Annotated in this window: 22 protein-coding genes and 3 tRNA genes; 11 read left to right on the forward strand and 14 right to left on the reverse strand. The window is 58.1% G+C overall.

Annotated features, from left to right (window positions below; genetic code table 11):
* The first annotated feature begins 182 nt into the window (after positions 1-182).
* Positions 183-872 carry a TRIC cation channel family protein gene (locus AAA069_RS05470; RefSeq protein WP_252200106.1) on the forward strand — a complete coding sequence of 230 codons (690 nt, stop codon included), beginning with the start codon at positions 183-185 and terminating at the stop codon, positions 870-872.
* 107 nt (positions 873-979) lie between these two features.
* Positions 980-2,125, forward strand: a complete 1,146-nt coding sequence (locus AAA069_RS05475; RefSeq protein WP_349127775.1) for a polymer-forming cytoskeletal protein — start codon at positions 980-982, stop codon at positions 2,123-2,125.
* 128 nt (positions 2,126-2,253) lie between these two features.
* Here the strand turns inward: AAA069_RS05475 and typA are convergent, their stop codons facing one another.
* The 14 genes from typA to AAA069_RS05545 form a co-directional block, all read right to left on the reverse strand.
* A complete protein-coding gene (typA, locus tag AAA069_RS05480; protein WP_006235837.1) occupies positions 2,254-4,092 on the reverse strand; it encodes a translational GTPase TypA in 1,839 nt (612 codons plus the stop codon).
* 117 nt (positions 4,093-4,209) lie between these two features.
* The gene (locus tag AAA069_RS05485; RefSeq protein WP_089572580.1) at positions 4,210-4,659 is read right to left on the reverse strand and encodes a hypothetical protein; all 450 of its coding nucleotides are present in this window, start codon (positions 4,657-4,659) and stop codon (positions 4,210-4,212) included.
* Positions 4,660-4,689: 30 nt separating this feature from the next.
* Positions 4,690-5,046 carry a hypothetical protein gene (locus AAA069_RS05490; protein WP_349127776.1) on the reverse strand — a complete coding sequence of 119 codons (357 nt, stop codon included), beginning with the start codon at positions 5,044-5,046 and terminating at the stop codon, positions 4,690-4,692.
* A 33-nt stretch (positions 5,047-5,079) separates the two neighbouring features.
* Complete coding sequence (locus AAA069_RS05495; RefSeq protein ID WP_118098345.1) at positions 5,080-5,580, reverse strand: bifunctional nuclease family protein; 501 nt, start codon at positions 5,578-5,580, stop codon at positions 5,080-5,082.
* 159 nt (positions 5,581-5,739) lie between these two features.
* Positions 5,740-5,816: transfer RNA gene (locus tag AAA069_RS05500), tRNA-Ile, on the reverse strand.
* Between the two features lie 4 nt (positions 5,817-5,820).
* Positions 5,821-5,896 (reverse strand) — tRNA-Ala (locus tag AAA069_RS05505).
* A gap of 67 nt (positions 5,897-5,963) precedes the next feature.
* A tRNA-Ile gene (locus tag AAA069_RS05510) sits at positions 5,964-6,040 on the reverse strand.
* A 299-nt stretch (positions 6,041-6,339) separates the two neighbouring features.
* Complete coding sequence (gyrA, locus tag AAA069_RS05515) at positions 6,340-9,051, reverse strand: DNA gyrase subunit A (RefSeq protein WP_349127791.1); 2,712 nt, start codon at positions 9,049-9,051, stop codon at positions 6,340-6,342.
* Positions 9,052-9,092: 41 nt separating this feature from the next.
* Entirely contained in the window at positions 9,093-11,123 is a 2,031-nt protein-coding gene (gene gyrB / locus AAA069_RS05520) for a DNA topoisomerase (ATP-hydrolyzing) subunit B (RefSeq protein WP_349127777.1), read from the reverse strand.
* Between the two features lie 105 nt (positions 11,124-11,228).
* Positions 11,229-11,792 carry a DciA family protein gene (locus AAA069_RS05525; RefSeq protein WP_349127778.1) on the reverse strand — a complete coding sequence of 188 codons (564 nt, stop codon included), beginning with the start codon at positions 11,790-11,792 and terminating at the stop codon, positions 11,229-11,231.
* Positions 11,779-12,885: a DNA replication and repair protein RecF gene (gene recF / locus AAA069_RS05530; RefSeq protein ID WP_349127779.1), complete on the reverse strand. Its 1,107-nt coding sequence runs from the start codon at positions 12,883-12,885 to the stop codon at positions 11,779-11,781. The genes AAA069_RS05525 and recF overlap by 14 nt, the downstream gene beginning before the upstream one ends.
* Positions 12,886-12,894: 9 nt before the next feature.
* The gene (gene dnaN / locus AAA069_RS05535) at positions 12,895-13,998 is read right to left on the reverse strand and encodes a DNA polymerase III subunit beta (RefSeq protein ID WP_349127780.1); all 1,104 of its coding nucleotides are present in this window, start codon (positions 13,996-13,998) and stop codon (positions 12,895-12,897) included.
* 238 nt (positions 13,999-14,236) lie between these two features.
* The gene (locus AAA069_RS05540) at positions 14,237-15,961 is read right to left on the reverse strand and encodes a DnaA/Hda family protein (protein WP_349127781.1); all 1,725 of its coding nucleotides are present in this window, start codon (positions 15,959-15,961) and stop codon (positions 14,237-14,239) included.
* A 15-nt stretch (positions 15,962-15,976) separates the two neighbouring features.
* Positions 15,977-17,401 carry an ATP-binding protein gene (locus tag AAA069_RS05545; RefSeq protein ID WP_229025827.1) on the reverse strand — a complete coding sequence of 475 codons (1,425 nt, stop codon included), beginning with the start codon at positions 17,399-17,401 and terminating at the stop codon, positions 15,977-15,979.
* A gap of 273 nt (positions 17,402-17,674) precedes the next feature.
* On the opposite strand from AAA069_RS05545, the gene rpmH reads away from it, so the two are divergent.
* The 9 genes from rpmH to AAA069_RS05590 all read left to right on the forward strand — a co-directional run bounded on the left by rpmH (position 17,675) and on the right by AAA069_RS05590 (position 22,705).
* Positions 17,675-17,809 carry a 50S ribosomal protein L34 gene (rpmH, locus tag AAA069_RS05550; RefSeq protein ID WP_019127408.1) on the forward strand — a complete coding sequence of 45 codons (135 nt, stop codon included), beginning with the start codon at positions 17,675-17,677 and terminating at the stop codon, positions 17,807-17,809.
* Between the two features lie 20 nt (positions 17,810-17,829).
* Positions 17,830-18,168, forward strand: coding sequence for a ribonuclease P protein component (gene rnpA, locus AAA069_RS05555; protein ID WP_006236191.1), 339 nt, complete (start codon positions 17,830-17,832; stop codon positions 18,166-18,168).
* The gene (gene yidD / locus AAA069_RS05560) at positions 18,165-18,389 is read left to right on the forward strand and encodes a membrane protein insertion efficiency factor YidD (RefSeq protein WP_082222962.1); all 225 of its coding nucleotides are present in this window, start codon (positions 18,165-18,167) and stop codon (positions 18,387-18,389) included. The genes rnpA and yidD overlap by 4 nt, the downstream gene beginning before the upstream one ends.
* A gap of 29 nt (positions 18,390-18,418) precedes the next feature.
* Complete coding sequence (locus tag AAA069_RS05565) at positions 18,419-19,189, forward strand: YidC/Oxa1 family membrane protein insertase (protein ID WP_118373080.1); 771 nt, start codon at positions 18,419-18,421, stop codon at positions 19,187-19,189.
* Positions 19,190-19,233: 44 nt separating this feature from the next.
* Entirely contained in the window at positions 19,234-19,803 is a 570-nt protein-coding gene (locus AAA069_RS05570; protein ID WP_022093802.1) for a R3H domain-containing nucleic acid-binding protein, read from the forward strand.
* An 87-nt stretch (positions 19,804-19,890) separates the two neighbouring features.
* Positions 19,891-20,637: a 16S rRNA (guanine(527)-N(7))-methyltransferase RsmG gene (rsmG, locus tag AAA069_RS05575; RefSeq protein ID WP_349127782.1), complete on the forward strand. Its 747-nt coding sequence runs from the start codon at positions 19,891-19,893 to the stop codon at positions 20,635-20,637.
* A gap of 134 nt (positions 20,638-20,771) precedes the next feature.
* Positions 20,772-21,572, forward strand: a complete 801-nt coding sequence (locus AAA069_RS05580) for a ParA family protein (protein WP_022093800.1) — start codon at positions 20,772-20,774, stop codon at positions 21,570-21,572.
* Entirely contained in the window at positions 21,565-22,461 is an 897-nt protein-coding gene (locus tag AAA069_RS05585) for a ParB/RepB/Spo0J family partition protein (protein WP_349127783.1), read from the forward strand. Before AAA069_RS05580 ends, AAA069_RS05585 begins: the two co-directional genes overlap by 8 nt.
* The gene (locus AAA069_RS05590) at positions 22,451-22,705 is read left to right on the forward strand and encodes a hypothetical protein (RefSeq protein WP_148331771.1); all 255 of its coding nucleotides are present in this window, start codon (positions 22,451-22,453) and stop codon (positions 22,703-22,705) included. The genes AAA069_RS05585 and AAA069_RS05590 overlap by 11 nt, the downstream gene beginning before the upstream one ends.

Below are 22,705 nucleotides of genomic sequence, written 5' to 3' on the forward strand. Positions count from 1 at the left end.
ATTTAGACATCCCTCCTATTCAGCCACGCCCCCATCGTGTTCAGCATCAACCCAGATTCCCAAACATGGTGCCTACGCCCGCACCCGGTCCCGACCGTTTGCCGAGCAATAGGGTCGCAATCGGCGCCGAACATGTACTATGTACGGGCATTGTCCAAATCCGTAATCCAAAGGACCCCATCTTGCCCGTCGTCGCCGCTATAACCGTTACCTCACACGCCTCGGATGCCATGGTCGCTATTCCGTTTTGGCTCGAGATGTTCGCTGTTGTCGCTGCATCGATCTCGGGTGTGCTGGTTGCGCGCGAGCACAAGCTCGACCTGGTGGGCGCGGTCGCGCTCGCGGTGGTCTGCGGTCTGGGCGGCGGTCTTTTGCGCGATATGACGCTCCAGGTCGGCAACGTCTACATCCTCAACCAGCCGATGGCGCTTCCGCTTTCCATTGCCACGGCAGCCATCATCTATATTTTCCCGGCAATCGTCGACAAGCCCGAAAAACTCATTCCCCTGCTCGACATCATCTCTGTCGGCATCTACGCCGCCACTGGAGCAGACAAGGCGCTGGTCTACGGATTTGCGCCGGCGGTGTGCATCATGATGGGCTTTTTCACCGCGGTGGGCGGCGGCATGCTGCGCGACGGCTTTATGGGCGTGGTTCCGGGCATTTTCCAACGCACTAACTTTTATGCCATCGCGGCCATCGCCGGATCGACAAGCTACGTGTGTCTCGTTATGAGCGGCATCATGAGCAATGTCGCCGCGCTGATCGTATGCGTTGTCGTGACCATGGGTCTGCGCTGGCTCTCGCTGCGCTTTGACATCAAAAGCCCCACCGAAGAAGACATCGCGCGCTTTTTGCATCGCAAAAAGTAGGTAGCGCGGGCTCATCCTTCGAAATGCAACCGAGAGGTTCTTTTAGAGCGCCCGCACGTTGGGTACCCTGTTAGGTATATGCCGAACACCTAACAAAAGGATCAACCATGGCTTTCAATCAAACCGCGGCGGCGCCGTCACACAAGATGCGTCGCTGCCTGCTTATGGCATTCGCGCTCATCGCGCTGGCGATCACCGCGCTTCCCACGGCGTCGTTCGCCGGCACGGACACCGCAGGCAACGTACTTGCGACCGACAATGACGCCAATCCGTCCGGCGTCGAAGGTGACCTGTACTGGGCAGGTCAGGCCCTCAACTTGGACGATACGTCCATCGACCGCGATATCATCGCCGCGGGCGATACTCTCTCGATCCGCGACTGCACGGTGGGCGGTGCCGTCCGTCTGGCGGCACGCACCATCGACATTGCCAAGACCACGGTTGATGGCAGCGTGACCGTCGCTGGCCAGCACGTTGTTCTCAACGCCGACAGCACCGCCAACTGTTTCTATGCGATAGGCGAGACGGTTGCTCTGCGCGGCTCTGCCAAGTCGGCAGCGCTGGCAGGCGATACAGTGACCATCGATGGCACCGTCGAGGGCGATGTCGAGGTTTGGGCCGACAAGCTCATCCTGGGCAAGAACGCCCACATCACCGGCACCGTGAACGCGCACGTCTCCGAGGACCCCGAGCGCGCCGCGGGAGCCGAGGTCGGCGCGCTCAAGATCGACCGCACCGAGAACGAGGATACTTCCAACGTTAACGATGTCATTGGCGGCATCGTCGCCGCGGCACTCTCGACCTGCTTTGTCGCTCTGCTGCTCGAGCTCGTCTTTCCGCGCGCGACCGCCGGCGCCGCCGGCATGCTCCACCAGCGCCCCATGCCCCTGTGGGTGAGCGGTCTTCTGGGCACGATTGCTATCGTCCCCGCCGTCCTACTGCTAATTATCTCTATCGCTGGTCTGTCGCTTGCCGGAGCCCTCATGTGCGGTGTTATCGGCATCGCGCTGGTGTCGAGTGCCTTTGCAGGGTGCGCGATCGCGCGCATGGTCGGACACAGCCAGAACCGCTACGCCATGGCAGCCGCTGGTGGCGTAATCGCAGGCGCCCTCACGGGGCTTCCCCTCGTAGGCGGCTTCATCAGCGGCGTGGCCTTTGTCTTTATACTCGGCTACATCATCCAAATCATCTGGCACAACGCCCACCTCAAGCCGCAGCAGCCGGCTAACACGCCGGGACTCCCCACTGCTTAGCAGCCAACCTCCACAAAGATGCCAAGCACCTTTGTGGAGGCGCAAACGAACCTGTCCCCTTACACCAAAAAGGGCGCCGACCATTGCGGTCGACGCCCTTTCTTATTGGCGGTTATAAGCCCCAGCGTTTATTTGTTGACCTGACCGGCGCGGACGGCGGCCTTCTTGCGGTCGGTGGCGTTGAGCAGACGCTTGCGCAGGCGAATGTTCTTGGGAGTAATCTCCACCAGCTCATCGTCGGCGATGTACTCCAGCGCCTCCTCCAGCGAGAAGGTGCGGGGCGGCACCAGCTGGACGGAGATATCGGAGGTCGAGGAACGCTGGTTACCCAGGTTCTTGGTACGGGCAATGTTGACGACCATGTCGCCAGCCTTGCTGCGCTCGCCCACGATCATGCCCTCATAGCACTCGGTGCCCGGCTCAACAAACAGCTGGCCGCGCTCCTGCAGCGTACCCAGAGCGTAGGCAACGGCCTTCTCGGTGGTCATGGAGATCATGGCGCCGTTCTGACGGTTGCCGATCTCGCCGGCGTAGGGACCGTACTCCAGGAAGGTGTGGTAGAACACGCCCTCGCCGTGGGTGACGTTCATGATGCGGTTCTTAAGACCCATGATGCCGCGCGTCGGGATCTTGAACTCGAGGTGCGTCACGATGCCCGAGGTGTCCATGCTCGTCATGATGCCGCCGGAGGTACCGAAGACCTCAACGACCTTGCCCGAGTACTCGTCCGGGCACTCGACGACGGCCTGCTCGACAGGCTCCATCTTGTTGCCGTTCTCGTCCTTCTTAAACAGGACGCGGGGACGGCCGACCTGGAACTCAAAGCCCTCGCGGCGCATGGACTCCATCAGGACGGACAGGTGCAGGATGCCGCGGCCCGAGACCTCGACGCCGCTCTTGTCCTCGAGCTCCTCGATCTTCATGGTCACGTTGTTCTCGGCCTCGTTGAACAGGCGCTCCTTGAGCTGACGGGCGCCCACGATGTCGCCGTCGCGGCCGACGAGCGGGGAGGTCGAAGCTTCGAAGACGATGGACAGGGTCGGCGGGTCGATCTCGATGGGCTCGAGCTCGACGGGGTTCTCGGGATCGGTGTAGACATCGCCGATATCGGTGCGGTCGATGCCCACGACAGCGGCGATGTCGCCGGCGCCGACTTCCTGGCACTCGGTGCGGCCCAGGTAGTCGAAGGTAAAGAGCTGCTTGACGGTGGCGGTAGCGCTGGAGCCGTCGTTCTTGACAACCAGGATCTGGTCGCCCTGGTGGATGGTGCCGGAGTACACGCGGCCGATGCCGATACGACCAACGAAGTTGGAGTGGTCGATAGTCACGCACTGCATGGCCAGCGGGGCGTTCTCGTCAACCTCGGGCGCGGGCATGTCGTCGATGATCATATCGAGCAGCGGATACATGTCCATGTTGCCGTCGTTGGGATCAAGGCGGGCAAAGCCATTCATAGCGCTGGCGTAGACCACGTGCTCCATGGCGAACTCAAGCTGGTCGTCGGTGGCGCCCAGGTCGGCCATAAGGTCCAGGCAGTCGTTGTAGGCCTTCTCGGGGTTAGCACCCGGACGGTCAATCTTGTTGATGACGATCATGATCTTGAGGCCGGTGTCGATAGCGTGACGCAGCACGAAGCGGGTCTGGGGCATGGGGCCCTCAAAGGCGTCGACCAGCAGCAGGGCGCCGTCGGCCATACGCAGCACGCGCTCGACCTCGCCGCCAAAGTCGGCGTGGCCCGGAGTGTCGATGACGTTGATCTTAACGTCCTTGTACTCGATAGAGATGTTCTTGGCGAGAATCGTGATGCCGCGCTCGCGCTCCTGGTCGTTGGAATCCAGGACGCGGTCCTCGACCTGCTGGTTGGCACGGAAGGCGTCCGTGGCACGCAGGAGCTTGTCGACCATCGTCGTCTTGCCGTGGTCGACGTGGGCGATGATGGCGATGTTCCTCAGATTGTCTACGCGCATGTAGTTCCCCTATCTTCTATCCATATACAAACGGCACGCGTATGCGGCCCGCCCAGCGATACAACGCTCAGCGGGAATATTGAGCCTTTTACCGAAAACTCGTTTATTTTAGCGATTTTAGATGAGAGGGGTTTCCTCACCTGCAGGTTCAGGGTCGCTCCACATAAAACCATCGCCGGCGCCCATGCCCTCATACAGCACATATGCCGAAAAACCACTCTCGAGCGTGGTTTCGAAGAAGCTCACGAGCAGAGCATCGTGATAGCCGCCGTCAATCTCGACGCAGCCGGTGTAGCCGATGGCATAGCGAGCGATACGGCCCAGGCCCTCGTCCTTAAGACCCATCTTGTGCTCGGAGATAAAGTTGGTGGCCGCCTCGAGGCACGCCTCTTCGCCATCCTCATCGAGCGCCGCCAGATAGCGGTTGGAAGCGGCGTCCTCAATTGCCACGACCACGCCAGGGTTTTCACCGGCGGCAAGGTCGTCCAAGAACGCGCCGATCAGATCGCACACCATGGCGTCGAGCTCGGCGGAGACGTTACCGGCGTCCTGCATATCCTGTGCCATCTTTAGACCTTCCCATCGAGTCTGGCGTCGTTACAGTTCTTGTGCCTCGGCGGCGATCTTAGCGGCAGCGTCGCGAGCGCGCATCATATCCATCGCGCGCTTGTCGAGTACCTTGATCTGACTGGTCAGCATGACCGCATCGACCACACCCCAGATCACGACGCCCGTAGAGATCGAAAACCCAAGCGCACCAACTGTACCACGAAGGCGCGAGCAGATTGCCGCGACAAGGGCGGAGACGACAACCATCTTGATAAACGAGCCGCGGCGTTCGCGAAGCGTGCGGGCCTGCGTCACATAGGCAATGCGAGCCGCCTCAGAAGCCTCCGAGCGCATCTGGGCCTCGCGCGCAATGGCTGCCGCCTCAGCCGACATTCTGCCGGCCATCAGCGAACACTCCGCAACCCTGCCGCTCCGCATTTAGAAATCATCAGGGGAGAGCGTATGGACGAACTCGTCGAACTTCTCGAACTCCTGCTCGTCGTCGACTTCCTCGGCGTGGGTAGAAACAGTGCCCAGGCGATTCATGATGTCATCCTCCACAAACATGGGAGCATTGCTGCGCACGGCGAGGGCAATGGCATCACTGGGGCGGGCGTCGATCTTGCGCTCCTCGCCATCGGCTAGCACGACGATCGTCGCGTAAAACACCGGCGGCTCGGCGCGGACGATCTCGATGCGCTCGAGTTTGGCGCCCAGGGCGCCAACAGTATCGAGCAACAGGTCGTGGGTAATCGGGCGCTCGGCGCGGCCGCTATCGATGCCGCGGCTGATGGCAGCGGCTTCAAACGAACCAGTTTGAATGGAAAGGGAACGCAGTGGCGCGGGCGAGTCCGATTTGCTGCAGCGCTCGCGAAGCACGATAAGCGATGGCACGGGACCGGCGGCCATGACGATGGTCTCTATGTCGACACGAACCATGGAACACCTCCGGTACGTAGCGGTTAACACGCGGCAAGGTCGCCGCATTGAATAGCTATACTACCCAATCTTTCGCACAGCACACAAAACCAAAATGAGATTTATCGCAGACAAGAAAAAAGCCCCGAGGCAACGCCCCAGGGCTCTTCACAGTTTTGATGGTGGACCTGACAAGATTCGAACTTGTGACCTCCCGGTTATCAGCCGGACGCTCTAACCAACTGAGCTACAGGTCCATCATGGTGGAGGTTAGGGGGATCGAACCCCTGACCTCAGGCTTGCAAAGCCCGCGCTCTCCCAGCTGAGCTAAACCCCCACGGAGACAGTAATAAACACCCCAGCGGCGACTCGGCTCTCGCTGGGGTGTTTATTGCGAAAGAAAGTGGTGGACCTGACAAGATTCGAACTTGTGACCTCCCGGTTATCAGCCGGACGCTCTAACCAACTGAGCTACAGGTCCATCGCGCAAGGGATATATTAGATGAGTCGTTACGCGCGCGTCAACAACTTTTTTGAAAATCTTTGAGGGGTGTCGGCCCCGGTCGCACGGCGGCATGCGAAGTCGCCTGCTCGGACAGTCCTGCTCGCACAGAGAGCACATTAAGTGCTCTCTGGCTCGTGCGGAACTCGCGATCGACTTCACATGTCGCCGTGCGACCGGGGCGAACACGAGTCCCAAGGTTTTCAAAAAAGCGGTCGGCGCGCAGTGCGCCGACCGCCGATATATGGGGTCTGATATTTTCTACCAGCCAGGGCCTCTTACTCGTCGAGGAGATCTTCTGGCATGTCGTTGCCGTCGCCTAGATCGACAGGGGTTTCTTCGGAAGCAGAGCCGTTTTCTGTGGCTTCGCCTTCGGGCTTTTCCTTGGCTGCCGTCATGCGGGCGACAGCGCATACGCGGTCGTTGTCGTCGACGGTCATCATCTTGACGCCCTGGGTGGCGCGGCCGGTCTGGCTGATCTCGTCGGTCTTGACGCGAATGACCGTCGCGCCCTCCGTCACGATGAACAGCTCGTGCTGTGGGCCCACCGTCTTCATGGCCGCGAGGTTACCCTTACGCTCGGTCATTTGGATGGTGTAGACGCCCTGACCGCCGCGATTCTGCTCCGGATAGTCCGCGACCGGCGTGCGCTTGCCGTAGCCGCGCTCGGTGATGACGAACAGATCGCCGTTGCCGTTAGTGACTTCCATGCCCAGAACGCTCACACCGTCCTTCAGACCGATACCGCGAACGCCGCTGGTGTCGCGGCCGGTGGCGCGCACCTGCTCCTCGGAGAACATGATCGCCTTGCCCGCGGTGGTGGCCAGGATAATCTTGTCACCCTCGCGCACGCGGCGCACGTTCAGCAGTGCGTCGTCGTCGCGCAGGTTGATGGCAATGAGTCCATCACGGCGACTACGATCGTAAGCGCTCATCACGGTCTTCTTGACCATGCCACTCTTGGTGGCAAACATCAGGTACTCGTCGGCCGGGAAATCGCGGCAGCTGATGACGCTCGCGATCTTCTCGCCCTCCTCGAAGGGCAGCAGGTTGACGATCGCGGTACCGCGCGCCTGGCGCGTACCCACCGGCAGCTCGTGCACCTTCAGGCGATAGACCTTGCCCTTGCTCGAGAAGAACAGCACGTACTCGTGCGTGGACGCGATGAACATCTCATCGATAACGTCGTCCTCTTTGAGATTGACGCCCGACACGCCCTTGCCACCGCGCTTCTGGGCACGGTAGGCAGCCACCGGGATACGTTTAACGTAGCCGGTGTGGGTGATGGTCACGACCATATCCTCGTCGGCGATGAGGTCCTCGACATCCAGGTCCTTCTCAACCTGGCTGATCTCGGTGCGGCGTTTGTCGCCAAACTTCTTGGAGATCTCGCGCATCTCTTCTTTGATGACGCCCAGGATCTTCTCCTCATGCGCCAGCAAGTCCTCGTAGTAGGCGATGGCGCGGCGCAGGCCGTCCAACTCTTCTTGAATCTTGTCGCGCTCCAGGCCGGTCAGACGGCGCAGCTTCATCTCGAGGATGGCCGTGGTCTGCTCGGGCGTAAAGCCAAAGCGCCCGATCAGGCGGCTGCTGGCCTCGGAGTCGGTCTGCGAGGAGCGGATGATGCCAATGACCTCGTCGATATGGTCGAGAGCCATCAAGTAGCCCTCAAGGATATGCGCGCGGGCCTGGGCCTTCTTAAGGTCAAAACGGGTGCGGCGGGTGACGACGTCGACCTGGTGGTCGATGTAGTGCTGCAGCATCTCGCGCAGGCTCAGGCATTTGGGAACGCCGTTGACGAGCGCCAGGTTGTTGGCGCCAAAGGTCGTCTGCAGCGAGGTGTACTTATACAGGTTGTTGAGCACGACCTGCGGAATGACGCCCTTCTTGAGCTCGATGACCAGACGGATGCCCTTCTGGTTGGACTCATCGCGCATATCCGAGATGCCCTCAATGCGCTTGTCGTTGACGAGCTGGGCGATCTTCTCCTGCAGGGTGCCCTTGTTGACCATGTAGGGAATCTCGGTAAAGACCAGGCGGCTGCGGCCGGTCTTGGTGGACTCCACATGCGCCTTGGCACGCACGGTAATGGAGCCGCGGCCGGTCTCGTAGCTCTGCTTAATGCCGGCGCTGCCCATGATGATGGCGCCGGTGGGGAAGTCCGGACCGGGCATGATCTGCATGAGCTCGTCGACGGTGGCGTCGGGGTTGTCAATCAGGTAGCAGGTGGCCTCGATCGCCTCGGTGAGGTTATGCGGGGCGATGTTGGTGGCCATGCCGACGGCGATGCCCTGGCTGCCGTTGACCAGCAGGTTGGGGAAGCGCGCAGGCAGTGCCACGGGCTCGGCGAGCGATTCGTCGTAGTTGGGCTGCCAGTCGACGGTATCCTTCTGCAAGTCACGCAGCAGTTCCATGGCGGGCTTTGCCAGGCGGCTCTCGGTGTAACGCATGGCCGCCGCGCCGTCGCCGTCGATGTTGCCGAAGTTGCCGTGACCGTCGATGAGCGGCGTGCGCATGGAGAACCACTGCGCCAGGCGGACCATGGCCTCGTAGACCGCGGAGTCACCGTGCGGGTGGTACTTACCGATAACTTCGCCGACCGTCCAGGCCGACTTCTTATGTGGGCGGTTGGGGTAGATGCCGCTCTCGTTCATCGCGTACAGAATGCGGCGGTGCACCGGCTTTAAGCCATCGCGCACGTCCGGCAGGGCGCGCGCCGTGATGACCGACATCGAATACTCGATGAACGACTGCTTCATCTCGCGACCGAACTCCGAAATCTGGAGCTGGCCGCCGTTGATATCCTCACCGGCCGAGGCGCCACGGTCGACTTCGCCAAAGCTCTCCTCGAGCTCGGCGTCGTCGTCCTCTTCCTCATCATCATCGGCATCGGGGTTATAGGCGTCCGGGTCGCCGTCCTCGCCCTGCTCAGCACGAGCAAGCAGGCGCTTCAGATCATCGGGCATACCGGCATCGCCGGCCTCGTCCATACCCCCGTTATTGTTGATATCGTCTGCCACGTTACCTCCTCTTAAGCGTCAAGGAAACGCGCGTCATGCGCATGTTTTTCAATGTACTCGCGGCGATAGCCGACCTCGGAACCCATCAGCTCGCGCACGGCGCGGTCCGCCACCACGGCGTCCTCGATCGACACACGCTGCAGGATGCGGGTCTTGGGGTCCATCGTCGTCGAGGCAAGCTGCTTGGGGTCCATCTCGCCCAGGCCCTTGTAGCGCTGGACGGTATAGCCCTTGCGCTTTTTGGTGATCTTGCCGTCCTTGGCCTTGCCGTCCTCGTCGTTATCGTCGGGGTTCAGGCCCAGACTCTGGATGGTGTCGCGCAGGATCTCGTCTTCGGGCTGGCGGCCGTTGGGATACACGTAGTGGATCTTGTTGCGCACCTTAATGCCAAAGATGGGCGGGCAGGCAACATAGACGTAGCCGGCATCGATCAGCGGACGCATGTACTTGTAGAAGAACGTCAGCAGCAGGATGCGGATATGCGCACCGTCGACGTCTGCATCGGTCATGATGATGATCTTGTGGTAGCGCGCCTTGGTGATATCGAAGTCGCCGCCGTCGCCGGCACTCGTCGTGACGCCGCAGCCGATCGCGGTAATCAGCGACTGGATGGTGTCACTCGAGAACGCGCGATGGTCACCAACGCGTTCGACGTTCAAAATCTTGCCGCGCAGGGGCAGAATCGCCTGGATGTCTCGGCGACGGCCGTCCTTGGCCGAACCGCCTGCCGAGTCGCCCTCTACGATGAAGAGCTCGGTGAGCTCGGCATCGCGCACCGAGCAGTCGGCGAGCTTACCGGGCAGGGACGCCGTCTCGAGCAGGCTCTTGCGGCGGGTCGCTTCGCGCGCCTTGCGGGCGGCGTTGCGCGCCTTGCAGGCCTGTTGCGCCTTCTTGACGATCTCGCGGGCGGGCTTGGGATGCTCCTCCAAGTAATCGGCGAGGCCGTCGGTCACGATCTTGAGCGTGAGCGCGCGCATATAGGAGCTACCGAGCTTGGCCTTGGTCTGGCCCTCAAACTGCGGATCGGGCAGCTTGACCGAGATAACGGCCGAAAGGCCCTCGCGCACATCGTCGCCGGTCAGGTTGGCGTCTTTTTCCTTGAGCAGGTTCTGCTTGCGCGCGTAATCGTTGATCACGCGGGTGAGCGCGGTGCGGAAACCCTCAAGGTGCATACCGCCCTCGGGGGTGTAGATGTCGTTGGCAAACGACATGACGTTCTCGCCGTAACCGCTATTCCACTGCAGGGAAACCTCGACCTCGCCCATCTTGGCCACAGGTGCGTCCGGGTCCGATTTGCCCTCGATGTAGATGGGCTCCTTAAAGGCCTCGGGGACGTCCTTGCCCTCGTTGAGGAACCTGACGAAGTCGATGATGCCGCCCTCGTAGCAAAACTCCTCCACGTGGGGAGTCGCCTCGCGCTCGTCGGTCAGCACGATTTTGAGGTTCTTATTGAGGAACGCCGTCTCCTGCAGACGGTTGTGCAGCGTATCGAAATCGTAAATGCAGGTCTCGAAGATCTCGTCGTCGGGCCAGAAGGTGACGGTGGTGCCCGTCGAATCCGAGGTGCCCACGACCTCCATCTTCTTGACGGTCTTGCCGCGCGAGAACTCCATCTCGTAGGTGTTGCCGTCGCGACGAACCTGAACGACCACGCGCTTGGACAATGCGTTGACGACGGAGATGCCAACGCCGTGCAGGCCGCCCGAGACCTTATAGGCCGAATTATCGAACTTACCGCCGGCGTGCAAGATCGTCATGACGACCTCGAGCGTCGGGATCTTTTTAACAGGGTGCTCGTCGACGGGGATGCCGCGCCCGTTGTCGACGACCGTGATGGAGTTGTCGGCGTGGACCGTCACCTGAATCTCGGTGCAGAAACCGGCCATGGCCTCGTCGACGGAGTTGTCAACGATCTCCCACACCAGGTGATGCAGACCGCTGGCGCTCGTCGAGCCGATATACATGCCCGGGCGCTTACGAACGGCCTCGAGACCTTCGAGAATCTTAATCTCGCCGCCATCGTAATCGTTTTCGTTTGCCACACGTCCTCCTTCAGTCAAGAAAATGTGTACAGCCTTACTAGTTTATCGTAAAAAAATACCCTCGGGAACGAGGGTATTTGGCTCTACAAGGCCACCAGATGCGATTTAAGGCTCTTTTTTGCTTTGCACGCCCTTGGCCCACTCGGCGCTGGCTCTCATGGCGTTCTCGAGGGCCTCGCGCAGTTTTTGGTCTTCGATGGGCGCCACTTGGCACTCAATCTCGGTGCGCTCGGCCTCACTGAGGTCGGCGTGCGGAGCCGGCGGGCGCTCGGTCGTCGCCGGGCGCAGACGCTCCTTGGCGGCGGGTGGCGTGTGGCCGGGCGCGGTGGTTTTGAACACCAGGCCGTCCACATGCGCACCGGCGCGCTCCATACGCGCGCGGATGATCTCGCGCAACAGCGTCATTTCCTGCGTCCACGAGGGCGAGTCGAGATATACCAGCAGCTCATTGGACTCGGGCAGGTAGCGCAGACCCGTCACATGCCGCCCCTCGCGCGTGCCCGAGCACACCGCATTCCACGCGCGATAGACCGCACGAGATTCCTCTGCAGCCTCCATCTGCGCGCGGCGCTCAGGCGTCGCGGCCGCCAGGATGCGCTGACGCTCTGCGTTCAAAAATCCACTGAAGGCAACCGTTTCGCTCTCGCGCTCGTAATTAGCACGTCTCACCCATGCCCACCACCTTGGCTCGATCAAGCAGGTCATCGGTAAAGTACCCCAAGTTGGTCGTGGTTATGACCGTCTGGATATCATCGCCGATCAGCCGCAGAAAAGCACCGCGGCGTTCGCCGTCGAGTTCGCTCATCACGTCGTCCAAAAGCAGCAGCGGAGCAGTACCCAGAACATCGCGAGCCACGGCCACCTCGGCCACCTTCCAGGACAGTACCAACGTTCGCTGCTGTCCTTGGCTGGCAAATGAACGGGCGGAGCGACCCGCCACGGTAAACTCAATCTCATCGCGATGCGGTCCCACCAACGTCACGCCGCGGCGAATTTCCTCGTCGGCGTGCTCATCAAGGGCAGCCAGCATGCGCTCGTACGCCCAGCCCTTCAGCTCTTCGCGATCCTCGACCTGGGGCAAATCCCCCAGCGTGGACGTATAGGTCACGTTGGCAGCCTCACCGGATGCCACTTGCCCGTAGGCAGTGTGCACATGGCCCGCCAGCCGGTCGAGCAGGGCCAACCGGTGCACGAGCAGGGCCGAGCCCGCGCGGGCAATCGAATCATTCCACGCGCCGAGCATCTCGCGGCAGCACCAGGTCTCCTTGAGCAAGGCGTTACGCTGGGTCACGCAGCGCCCATAGGTGCTCGCAAGATCGGCATAGCGTGCGCTCAGTTGCATGCCGAAGTCATCGAGGGCGGCGCGGCGCACACTGGCGCCTCGCTTAACCATGTCCAGATGGTCGGGGCAAAACAGCACGCTCGGCAGAACCCCGCGCACACCGGCGGCAGAGCATCTCTTGCCGTTGCGGCTAAACGAGCGCTTACCGTCCTCCGCGCTCAACCCCATATCAAGCACGCGGCCGTCGCCCTCGAGCCTCAGCTCGACCTTGCACGAGCCCACGCCGTCATGGACGAGCTCGGCCGCGGTCGAATGCCTAAACGAGGCGCCGCTCGTCAGCAGCTGCAGCGCCTCTATGAGATTGGTCTTTCCCGCCGCGTTGGGTCCCGCAAGTATCGTCACGCCCTCGTCCAGGGCAAGACGATAGCTCTCGAAACTGCGGTAGTGCGCGACGGAAAGATCGCGGGCGAACATGGTCATGGCGAAGCGCTAGATGCGGACCGGCATGACCAGGTACAGGTAGTTGATCTTGTCGTAGGACTTGAAGATGCCCGCCTGCGAGTAGCTCTTGAGCTCCAGCGTGATCTCCTTCTCCTTGGACAGAGCATTGAGGCAGCCGAAGATGTAGTGGTAGTTGAAGGCGATGGTACCCGGCTCGCCCTCGGCCTCGACATCGATCGTCTCCTGCGCAAGGTCCTGGTCATTGGAAATGGAGGACAGGCCCATCTGCCCGTTCTCGACATCGATCTCGAACTTGACGGCGGGGTTGGCGCTCGCGATAACGGCCACGCGTTTGAGGGCGGCGTTAAAGGCGGCGACGTCGATCTTGACGCTCGTCACGCACGAATCGGGGATGAGCTGCTTGTAGTTGGGGTACACGCCCTCGATGCGGCGCGACACGTAGGTGGTGTTGCCGGCCTCAAAGACAACCTGGGTGTCAGTAGCCCCGATCATGATGGTCGCCTGGCTGGCCATGATGTTCAGTGCGTCGTTAAAGGCGTCAGCCGGAACGTTGAGCTCAAAGGAGCCCTCGAGGGTCGAGGTCTCGACCTGCGTATCGCACACGGCCAAGCGGAAGGAATCGGTCGCCACCAGGCGCACGGTGTTGTTCTCGACCTTCATGTGCACGCCGCCCAGGATGGGGCGAGCCTTGTCGGTCGAGGTGACGCGCCACACGCGGCCGACCATCTCGGACAAGATATCGGTCGGCAGCTCCACGGCACTCTCGATGGCATAGGCCGGAAACTCAGGGAAGTCATTAGCATCGAGCGTGTTCAGGCGGAAAGAGCTCTTCTCGCAACCAATCAGCACCTGGCGCTCGGACAGCTCAAAGGTGACCGGGGCATCGGGGAGGGTCTTGGTGATATTGGAGAGCATCTTACAGGGGATAACCATCTCGCCCTCTTCTTCGACATGCGCCGCGATGCGATGACGGATCGAGATGGTGTAGTTAGAGGTCTGGAATTCCAAGATGCCGTCTTGGGCCTTAACGAGCACGCCCGACAGGATGGGGAGGGTGGATGCCGAAGCGACACCCTTCATAACGACGCCGATGGCTTGTGTAAGCGAGCTCTGGCTGACGGTGAACTTCATCTTTTAATACCTTTCTATAGATATAAATATCTTAATAATAGTAATAGCACTGACGAAACTGTTGATTACTCCCAAAGACGCAGGTCAGACCCAAAAAGAGAATCGACAGCAGCCTGTGTGCAACAGGGGTGGTTTTCCACGTTCAAAACCTGCGCATAACTTTTCATCACCGCGGGTTGGGTTTTAGACACCTTATGCCCGTGGTTTCGACAAGTTTTCAACAGGTGTCTCTATTTCCCTACGAGCGCAGTGTAATTTTATCGCGCAGCGACTTAAGGTCTTCGGTGACGGTGCGGTCTTCCTGGATCATCTTCTGGACCTTTTTGTAGCTCGTGCTGACGGTCGAGTGGTTGCGGTTGCCAAATTCGGCGCCCACCGCCGTGGTCGTCATCTCGCACATCTCGATGGCCAGGTAGATAGCGATATGGCGTGCTTTGGCGATATTGGCGTTGCGACGCGGGCCGATGAGCTCCTCGTGCGTCACGCCGTACTGCTCTTCGATGACGGACTGAACCGTCTGGACGTTGATCTTTTTGGCCGATGTGTCGAAGTACTGGCTGGCGATGGCATCGATATCGTCAAAGGTGAGCTCCCCGCCCTCGCGCTCGCGGTCGCCCGCCTCGCCGGCGCAGCGCTCGCAGAAGCTCTCGAGTTCGCGGATGTTGGTGCCTGAGACCTCGGCCATGTGTTTAAAGTGCTCGTCGGTCAAGTGTCCGCCGTCGCCCCCATAGGCCGCCAGCAGCGAGTCGTCGCCTGCCTCGGGAGCGGCGACGATGGTGTTCTCGTAATAGCGCTGCAAGATCTTGTATTTCATCTCGTAGCTGGGTTCTGCGACCAGGCAGAGCATGCCGGCGTTGAAGCGGCTGGTCAGACGCTCGTCCATGCTCAGGTCCTTGGGGGCGCGGTCTGCCGCGATGACGACCTTCTTGTTGTTGCGGATGAACTCGTCCATGAGCTGGAAAAAGTAGTCCACGCTCGCGCGCTTGCCGATGATGTTTTGGATGTCATCGATGATGAGCACGTCCACGCCGTGGTACGCCTGCATGATGGGGGCGTTGCTCTTCTTTTGGCGGTCGAACTCGGTCATCAGGTCGTCCAGATATGCCTGGGAGTTGGCATACTTGACCTTGATCTCGGGCGACTTCTCGGCGAGCTCGTTTTTGATGGCAAGCAGCAGGTGCGTCTTGCCCAGGCCCGATTTGCCGTAGATGAACAGTGATGTGCACGTGCCGCGCTCGTCCGCGAGGGCGGCAAACTTGAGTGCCGAGCGATAAGCATGGCTGTTCTCGGGGCCGTAGACAAAGTTCTCAAAGGTAAATTTTGAGTTCGCGGCGAGCGGGGCTCCATCCGTATTCTGCTCGGCCGGCACGGTCGGTGCTGGCACGGGTGAGGCGGGGGTCGCAGCTTGCGTGGATTTAGTCGGCGCTCCGCCCTTCATCTGGTTCATCATGCGACGAAAATCATCGGCCGAGAGCGTGTTCTTGATTGCAATGCCCGAATCCGCGCCCGCCGCTGCGTCGTGAGCGATGGGCATGTGCGTGACGGGCGCGTTCGTTGACGTCGCCGCCGCGGTCGGCAACGGTGCCATGGTTTCACGGGAAACATCGCTGTGCTGGTGCTCGATTGTCGGCACGTCGCCTGCGGAGGTCGGTGCCGCCGGGGAAGCGGCGGGAGCCGTGGCGGGCGCCGTCGCGGCAGCGGATTCCGTTGCGGCGCCTTGCGGTGCCACGATGTCGAGCGCGATCGGTGCAAAGGCGATTTCTTCCAGATAGGCCTCAATAGTCGGCTGATGCTTTTTGAGCTGCGCGATGGCAAAGCGCGAGGGGGCCTCGATCGTGAGCGTATCTTCGGTCAGGCTTATGGCCCGCGATTGCCCCAGCATGTTGATGAGGCGTGCATCTTGGCCGTCGCGCTGGCAAAAGGCGATGGCATCCCCCAGGATGATGCTTGCTTCCTCGTCCACTGTCTCTCCCGTTCTTTAGCTCTGAGCTCGCACGCGAGCGGCGCCGAGTTCGGTCAGATGGTATTTCTGGCCATGCTTGATGACCAAGCCGGCCTGCGCCAAGTCATTGAGCGTGCGTGACCAAGTGGGGGCCGAGTTTCCAAACGCCCTCGCCAGATCGGTTGCACCGCACGCTTGATTTTGCGCCAGATAGCCCAGCGCGGCGTTGCCGCGATCGCTTACGAACACGTCCGGTTGTGGCTGCGCATACTGATTTGCTGCATTAGGATACATCATTTGAGCTGCTGGTTGTTGAGAACTCTGCATCGGCGGCATTTGCTGTTGAAAACTTTGAGGCCACTGTTGGTAAGGCTGCAGAGGCATCTGTTGGGCCCAGGGGTTGTACTGCTGCTGCGGCATCTGCTGGTACGGCTGCTGATATCCCTGCTGGTACTGCTGCGGGAACTGCTGGCCATACCCCAGTGGCGGCATCTGCTGATATGGATATCCCCGTTGGTACGGCTGATAGCCCATTTGCTGGCCACCCGGTGCCCCCGTCGCCTGCTGCATTGCTGCTGCATCCTGATCTGCCAGCGGCATGGCCTCTGGCATGTTTGGCGTCATCGACATAGATGCCGCCTGGGGCTCTTGTGTGGGAAGCATTCCGGGCTGCTGCATCTGCCCCACGGGGGGCTGCATCTGCTGCGTTGCCATGGGCTGCTGCGCAAAAGCTCCCGGCAGGGGATATGTGGGCTGCTCCGTCTCGGGCCGCACGGCAGCACCGCGTCCGCCGGCACGCTCGATTTCCTGCACGCGTTTAGGGTTCAGGCTTACCGTAACCACGGTGCCGTTGCCCATGTTGTCCTCGATGGATACGGCACCGCCGGCGTTTTCCAAATACTCCTGCACCATGGGAAACCCTGCTCCGGTTCCACGGATATAGCGCTTCATCTTGCTGTTTGCGCTGGTAACGCCAAAGTCGAAAGCGCGTTCCTTGTCGTCGATGCCGGGTCCTTGGTCAGCAAAGCGGATGGTGTCTCCGCCGTCCAGAATCGAGATGATGGGCTCTGCAAAGTGTGCGTGGATAAAGTTTTCGACAATCTCGCGGATGACCATGAGCGAGATATGGCCACCTTGTTCTTTCATGCACTGGTAGACGGTGTTGGTCGTCTCTTCCAAATACGTGCGGACATCTTGCGGATCAATGACGATCACACGCGGTGTCGACAGCATGTCGTCATAGACGGCGATGCGCGCGGCGTACATGGCTTTTGGCGCCTGCGTTGTCGTCTGTTCACCTTCGTCACGCTCTTCGCGCACGCCGGTGATGTGCTCGTTGTCGGGTGCCGGGTCTCCGGAATCGACCATGGTGTAAAAGTCGTCAGACATGCCGCTCGCAATCTTCCAAAAGGTTTCGAACAAATAGTAGCTCACCGTGCAATGTTTCTCATCTTTCGACAAACTTTCAAAACCTGTTGAAAACTTTGGAAAACGGACGAAAAGTTCTCAACATTGCCAACATGACCTGTTGAAAACTCGATGAAATATCGTGAAAAGTTGCCATGCACCGCTAAATCGAGCTTGGCTTATGGGGGAACCGTGTGAACTGCGCAACCTTTTACCTTTGATTTCTTGACATTTGAACATTGATTTCCCTACAATCTTCAAGCTCACGTGTCTATATCTGCGTCCGCGTCCCCGCGGACACTCGAAATGCAGCAGGAGGAACTTAAGATGAAGCGTACGTATCAGCCTAATAAGCGTAAGCGTGCCAAGACCCATGGCTTCCGTGCCCGTATGGCCACTAAGGGTGGTCGTGCCGTGCTCGCCCGTCGTCGCGCCAAGGGCCGCAAGCGTCTCACTGTCTAGCAGCGATACACACATCTCGCATGAAGACTATTAAGTCTCGGCAAGATTTCGAGCATGTGTTCAGTCAGGGGCGTCGTTTCAATCACCCTCTGATTCGAATGACCATATGTGAATCGGTTGGCGAAGGCGACTCCGGAAGGGTCGCCTTCGTTGGTGCTAAACGGCTCGGTTGTGCTGTCGTGCGCAACCGTTCTAAGCGTGTGATGCGCGAGGCCGCCCGCAGCTGTGGATTTCCCGTTGCGGGTTATGACATCATCTTGTTTGCAACTCCCAAGACGAGGGTTTCCTCGCCGCAGGAGATGGACAAGGCGTTGCGTTCGCTTATGAAGCGCGCCGGCGTTGCCGGGGAGGAGCGATGAGCAATCACGTTTTGCGACGTGTTGCCATCGCTCCTATTCGCATATATCAACAGGTTATTTCGCCCTTATTGCCTGACGCCTGCATTTATTACCCAACGTGCTCGCAATACGCCATCCAGGCGATTGAGAAGCACGGTGTTTTGAGAGGCTGCTGGCTTGCCGTGAGGCGCATCGCTCGCTGCAATCCCCTGCACGTCGGCGGTTATGACCCTGTGCCCTAGCGGGCACTCGCTATCGGAGGAAAACTTACATGTGGGATTGGATCGTTAACATCCTTTTCGAGCTGCTCAAGCTCATCCAGACCTTTGCGGTCGACTGGGGCCTGTCCATCATCATCCTGGTGGTCATCATCCGTCTGCTGCTGACGCCGCTCATGCTCAAGTCGACCAAGTCGACGGCTCGCATGCAGGTGCTGCAGCCCAAGATGCTCGAGATCCAGGAGCGCTATGCCGACGATCCCCAGCGTCAGGCCGAGGAGATGCAGAAGTTCTACAGCGAGAACAAGTTCAACCCCATGGCTGGCTGTCTGCCGCTGCTGATTCAGATGCCTATCCTGTTCGCCCTGTTTACATTGCTGCGCAACCTGCCGCAGTACTTTAACGACGGCACGTTCTCGTTTTTCAACATCCTGCCCGACCTGACCACCACGCCGAGCGCTTCCTTTGCCGATGGCTTTATGGTTGCACTGCCTGCGCTGGTTTGCCTGATCCTGTTCGCCGTCCTGACCCTGATTCCGCAGCTCTATATGTCGCGCAACCAGACCGGCCAGCAGGCTCAGAGCATGCGTATGATGGCCGTTGTCATGACGGTCATGATGCTTTGGATGGGCTGGAGCCTTCCCGTTGGTGTTCTGCTGTACTACGACGTCTCGTCTGCTTGGCAGGTTATCCAGCAGATTTTTGTGACGCAGAAGGTCATCGACAAGGCGAAGGCCGATGAGGAGGAGCGTCTTAAGAACGCTCCGCTGCAGGTTGAGGTCATTCGTCGAGAGAAGAAGCCGCGCCCGCACAAGAAGAAGTAACGGGATATCAATCTTATTTAGGTACCTAACTTTTGGAGTACGTTATGTCTGAAGAGATCATCGAGGATATGCTTGAGGAGGTTGCCCCGCAGGTCGCGGGCGATTATCCCGAGATTGCACAGCGCTACAAGGCTGGTGAAGAGCTGACCGATGAGGAGCTCGACACCATTGCCGATGTTGCGATTTCCATCCTGCGTTCCATCCTTTCGCACTTCGATGCCGCCAACTCTCCTATCGATGAGTATGAGGGCGACGAGGGTGAGCTGATTTTGGATGTAACGGCTCCCGACCTTGCTGTTCTCATTGGCCGTCATGGTCGCACCCTTGATGCCCTTCAGGTTATGTTCTCTTTGCTGGTGAGCCGCAAACTTGGCTTTAGGTATCCGGTTGTAGTGGACGTAGAGGGATACAAGAGTCGCCGTCAGGACAAGGTTGCTTCCATGGCTCAGTCTGCTGCCGAGCGCGCTATCCGTACTCATAAGAGTGTGTCGCTTCCGCCTATGAATGCCTATGAGCGTCGACTGGTTCATATTGCGCTTCGTGGTAATGATGCAGTCGATACTCACTCCGAGGGCTCTGACCCTGATCGCCATGTGGTAATTGTTGCTCGATAATCTACTCGAGCTTATGCTAAGGGGACGTGGTTTCCACGTCCCCTTTTTTTGTCAAAAGTTCTCGATACACTGATTTTTGTCAGAAAGGTGCTTCTGTTGTTTGTACTTACTGATCAGCAGGCTGAAGAGATGCTGAGCCGTCTAACTTACTATTGCAAAGAATATTCCTTGAGCGTAAATGATGCTGAGCTAAGGAAATGTATTCAGCATTTGGATTTGGTTCTGGAAACAAATAAGACAACCAATCTCACCCGTATTCTTAACGTAGAAGATGCTGCAGTACTTCATATTCTTGACTCGCTTGTTTTGCTTCCTTATATCAATAAGGCTCCTGAGGGGGCTTTGCTCGATATGGGAACAGGTGCGGGTTTCCCTGGTATTCCATTAACGATAACCACGCATCGTAAAGCTACTTATATTGACTCTGTTGGCAAGAAGGTTGATGCTTGCAATTCTTTTGTTCATGCTCTGGGATTGAAACATGCTCATGCGGTTCATGATCGTCTTGAAGAATATGCTCGAAGCCATAAGAAGCAGTTCTCTGTCGTAACCGCTCGCGCACTCGCCCCTCTACCGATTCTTGTTGAGTATGCGGCTCCGTACCTTAAGGATGGAGGGCTATTTGTTATCACGAAGGGCAATCCATCGGATGAGGAGCTTGCTTCCGGCATGTCAGCAGCTAAGATTTGCGGCTTCACTTTGCTTCTGAATGACGCAATCGATTTGCCTGAGGGCTTGGGCCATAGGGAGTTCATTGTTCTTAAGAAGAGTCATCCAGCATCCGTTTCATTGCCTCGTGTAAATGGCATGGCAAAGAAGAATCCGCTTGCTTAGATGTTTCACGTGAAACATAATGGATAGTAATTACTTGCCATGTTTCACGTGAAACATGGCAGTTGATATCGAATCGGAATGTTTCACGTGAAACATCCTCCGTTTGACAGCTTTAATACACACCAGGAGGGACCGTGGGATTTCGCGACGTTAAGCGTTCGAAGAGCGCTAAAGACACGCGTATTATTGCAATCATCAATCAAAAAGGCGGTGTCGGTAAGTCAACGACGGCTGTAAACCTTGCAGCAGCACTTGGTGAGCAGGGTCGTAAGACGCTCATTGTCGATTTTGATCCGCAGGGAAACAGCACAAGCGGATTTGGAATTGAAAAAGAAGACCTTGACCACTGCATCTATGATGCATTGTTGAATGATGTGCCCGCAGAATCGCTTGTTCTTGATACGAATTGCAAAAAGGTATTCGTAATTCCGGCAACAATTCAGCTTGCAGGCGCCGAAATTGAGCTCGTAAGCGCAATTGCTCGTGAAACTCGCCTCAAAGATTTGCTTGAACCTATTCAAGATGAGTTCGATTTTATATTCATTGACTGTCCGCCCTCGCTTGGTTTGCTGACTATTAACGCATTGACCGCCGCAGACAGCGTTCTTATTCCGATTCAGTGCGAGTATTATGCACTTGAGGGCGTTACGAAGCTACTTGAATCAATGAAGATGGTCAAATCGCGTCTAAATAAGGGCTTGGATACGTATGGCGTACTTATGACCATGTATGACTCGAGGACATCACTGTCGAATCAGGTTGTTGAAGAGGTTCAGTCGTACTTTGGTGATAAGGCCTTTAAGACGTTGATTCCCCGTACTGTTAAAATCTCTGAAGCTCCTTCTTTTGGAGAACCGGTTATTACTTATGCACCGCAAAATAAGGGTGCAAAAGCATATATGAATCTTGCAAAAGAGGTGATCAAGCGTGCCTAGCCCTAAAAAGCGCAGTGGATTAGGTCGTGGATTGAGCGCACTGGTTTCTGAAGCTGAATATGAAACCGGTGGTTCGTCTGCTGCAGCGACTTCTGAAACCAAGCTGCCCATCGAGGATATTGTTCCCAATCCGAATCAGCCTCGAATTCACTTCAATGAAACTGAACTTCGTGAGCTAAGCGAGTCTATCCAGGAACACGGTGTTTTACAGCCGCTCTTGGTTCGTAAACATGGCAACGGATATGAAATCATTGCTGGCGAGCGTCGCTATCAGGCATCCAAACTGGCAGGCCTTGAAGAGCTGCCAGTCATCATTAAAGAAGTTAATGATGAAGAAATGCTTGCTCTTGCACTTATTGAAAACCTTCAGCGTTCTGACCTAAATCCTGTAGAAGAGGCAAAAGGCTATCGTCAGCTCATTGATGCAAGTGGGATGACCCAGGAGGCTCTATCAAAGGCTGTCAGCAAGTCACGTTCTGCAATTACAAATTCGCTTCGCCTTCTGGATCTTCCTGAAGTCGTCCAGCAGATGATATTTGAAGGAAAGCTCACGGCAGGTCACGCTAGGGCAATCCTTGCCGTTCCATATGAGGATGCCAGAATTAGGCTTGCGGAGAAGGTTGTTGCAGAAGGTCTTTCGGTCCGTGCGACAGAAAATCTTGCTCCGTTATTTTCTGCCGGAGAGACACCAAAGACCTCTAGGCCTGCAACACCACAGTCGTTCAAGAAAGCCGCGCGCGTTCTTCGTCAGGTATTTAGTACTAACGTGCGCGTGAAGAGTTCGCGTGGAAAGAACAAGATTGAAATTGAGTTCAAAGATGAGGAAGAGCTCTCTCGTATTCTTGGCGAAATGATTCAGTTCGATCAAGGAGGCCAAGATGAGGAATAAGATTTTAACAGCGATTGCATTGGTGACGACTGTCGCGGCTGGTACCTTTGCTGGCTATAAGATCGCGACAGACGATGAACTTCGAGGTCGTTTGCTTCGTGGCGCGCAAGATATCGTCGATACTTCCAAAAAGAAAATGGATGTTATGACGGAAGATGTTGCCATGCGTACTGCTCAGGTAACGAAGAATCCCAAGATTAATCAAGGTTGGGTTAGCAACCAATGGGAAAATGTAGGCTATTAG

It is taken from the genome of Collinsella sp. CLA-SR-H006, assembly GCF_040097075.1.
Taxonomy (GTDB): domain Bacteria; phylum Actinomycetota; class Coriobacteriia; order Coriobacteriales; family Coriobacteriaceae; genus Collinsella.

Bases quoted from the DNA above. Each gene is read 5' to 3' on its own strand.
- AAA069_RS05475 (WP_349127775.1), top strand. From the start codon at position 980: ATGGCTTTCAATCAAACCGCGGCGGCGCCGTCACACAAGATGCGTCGC.
- typA (WP_006235837.1), bottom strand. From the start codon at position 4,092: ATGCGCGTAGACAATCTGAGGAACATCGCCATCATCGCCCACGTCGAC.
- AAA069_RS05485 (WP_089572580.1), bottom strand. From the start codon at position 4,659: ATGGCACAGGATATGCAGGACGCCGGTAACGTCTCCGCCGAGCTCGAC.
- AAA069_RS05490 (WP_349127776.1), bottom strand. From the start codon at position 5,046: ATGGCCGGCAGAATGTCGGCTGAGGCGGCAGCCATTGCGCGCGAGGCC.
- AAA069_RS05495 (WP_118098345.1), bottom strand. From the start codon at position 5,580: ATGGTTCGTGTCGACATAGAGACCATCGTCATGGCCGCCGGTCCCGTG.
- gyrA (WP_349127791.1), bottom strand. From the start codon at position 9,051: ATGGACGAGGCCGGCGATGCCGGTATGCCCGATGATCTGAAGCGCCTG.
- recF (WP_349127779.1), bottom strand. From the start codon at position 12,885: ATGACCATGTTCGCCCGCGATCTTTCCGTCGCGCACTACCGCAGTTTC.
- dnaN (WP_349127780.1), bottom strand. From the start codon at position 13,998: ATGAAGTTCACCGTCAGCCAGAGCTCGCTTACACAAGCCATCGGCGTC.
- rpmH (WP_019127408.1), top strand. From the start codon at position 17,675: ATGAAGCGTACGTATCAGCCTAATAAGCGTAAGCGTGCCAAGACCCAT.
- rnpA (WP_006236191.1), top strand. From the start codon at position 17,830: ATGAAGACTATTAAGTCTCGGCAAGATTTCGAGCATGTGTTCAGTCAG.
- yidD (WP_082222962.1), top strand. From the start codon at position 18,165: ATGAGCAATCACGTTTTGCGACGTGTTGCCATCGCTCCTATTCGCATA.
- AAA069_RS05565 (WP_118373080.1), top strand. From the start codon at position 18,419: ATGTGGGATTGGATCGTTAACATCCTTTTCGAGCTGCTCAAGCTCATC.
- AAA069_RS05570 (WP_022093802.1), top strand. From the start codon at position 19,234: ATGTCTGAAGAGATCATCGAGGATATGCTTGAGGAGGTTGCCCCGCAG.
- AAA069_RS05590 (WP_148331771.1), top strand. From the start codon at position 22,451: ATGAGGAATAAGATTTTAACAGCGATTGCATTGGTGACGACTGTCGCG.